This is a genomic window from Aeromicrobium sp. PFPM2_SD2, from assembly GCF_057364525.1.
Genome location: NZ_JBNFNZ010000572.1, coordinates 1 through 1,362, shown reverse-complemented (window position 1 = coordinate 1,362; position 1,362 = coordinate 1). Strand labels below are relative to the sequence as shown.

Annotated in this window: 2 protein-coding genes and 1 pseudogene; 2 read left to right on the top strand and 1 reads right to left on the bottom strand. The window is 73.4% G+C overall.

Annotation, left to right across the window (positions count from 1 at the left end):
* On the bottom strand, window positions 1-233 hold a 233-nt coding region (locus tag AC2W7G_RS16445), incomplete at its 3' end, for a hypothetical protein (RefSeq protein ID WP_485869383.1).
* 23 nt (window positions 234-256) lie between these two features.
* Between AC2W7G_RS16445 and AC2W7G_RS16440 the strand changes: the two are divergent.
* Window positions 257-612: pseudogene (locus tag AC2W7G_RS16440) on the top strand (methylenetetrahydrofolate reductase); the annotation flags it as partial.
* Between the two features lie 8 nt (window positions 613-620).
* A complete protein-coding gene (locus tag AC2W7G_RS16435; RefSeq protein ID WP_485869382.1) occupies window positions 621-1,139 on the top strand; it encodes a methylenetetrahydrofolate reductase in 519 nt (172 codons plus the stop codon).
* Window positions 1,140-1,362: the final 223 nt, after the last annotated feature.

Here is a 1,362-nt window from a genome sequence, read left to right as displayed (position 1 = left end):
GGCGGCCACCCACCCGGCGAGGCAGAACAGCGGACGCAGGCGCTTGCCGCCCTCGACGAACCGGGGCGGGCGGCGTCGACGTACTCGCCGGCCTGCTCGCCCAGCGGCGCCAGGCGCAGCCGCTGGTGCACGACGAACGCGTCGAGCTCCTCGTCCACGAGCGTGCGGAAGCGGTCCGGGTCGAGGCCGCGCGCGGCGCTGTCCGTCCCGTGGTCGTCGGCGGGGCTGGTCACGGCGGCGACGATACCGTTGCGTCATGTCCGAGCCGGTCCCGTCCCTGGTGCGCCTGCTGCGCGCGCCCGAGCCGACCTTCTCCTTCGAGTTCTTCCCGCCGAAGGACGACGAGGGGGAGGCGCTGCTGTGGCGCACGATCGCCGAGCTCGAGCCGCTCGGCCCGTCGTTCGTCTCGGTCACGTACGGCGCCGGCGGTGCGGGCCAGGACCGCACCATCCGCGTCACCCGGCGCATCGCCGAGGAGACGTCGCTGACGCCGGTCGGCCACCTGACCGTCGTCGGCAGAGCCGCGGCGAGGTCGAGGACGTCCTCAAGCAGTACGCCGCGTCCGGCGTGCGGCACGTGCTGGCGCTGCGCGGCGACCCCCAGGGCGGGCCCCGAGCACCGTGGGTGACGCACCCGGACGGGCTGACGCACGCCACCGAGCTGGTCAGCTCGCCAGCTCGCTCGGCGGGTTCGAGATCGGCGTCGCCGCCTTCCCCGAGGGGCACCCGGACTGCGAGACCCTCGAGCGCGACGCCGAGGTGCTGGCGGCCAAGCAGGCGGCGGGTGCGTCCTTCGCCGTCACCCAGCTGTTCTTCCGCGCCGAGGACTACTTCGGCCTGGTCGCGCGCCTGCGCGCACTCGGGTCGGACCTGCCGGTCGTGCCGGGCATCATGCCGGTGCTCAACCTCAACCAGGTGACCCGCATGGCCGAGCTGTCCGGCGTGGCCATCCCCGACGAGGTGCTGGCCGAGCTCGAGCCGCACCGCGACGACCCGGCCGCGCTGCGGGCGGCGGGCATCGCGCTGGCGTCCCGGCTGTGCCGCGAGCTGCTCGACGGCGGGGCTCCGGGGCTGCACTTCTACACGCTCAACCGCTCCAAGGCGACGCGCGAGATCTTCGAGCAGCTGCGCCGCGGCTGAGTCCGGGGAGCCTTCCTGCGCCGCCCCGTCGCTGGGCGTGACGTTGTGGAGGCGACACGCCGTGTGCCGCCGCCACAGCGTCACGCCCAGCGAGGAGGCGAGGGCTAGGTGTAGTTCCCCGGGAGGTTGTGAACGGCTGACGTGAGGTGAGGACCTCCGGTATCGAAGGGGTTACCACACCATCCTCGAACCAGAGGTCCTCATGACTCACGCTAATGCGCCG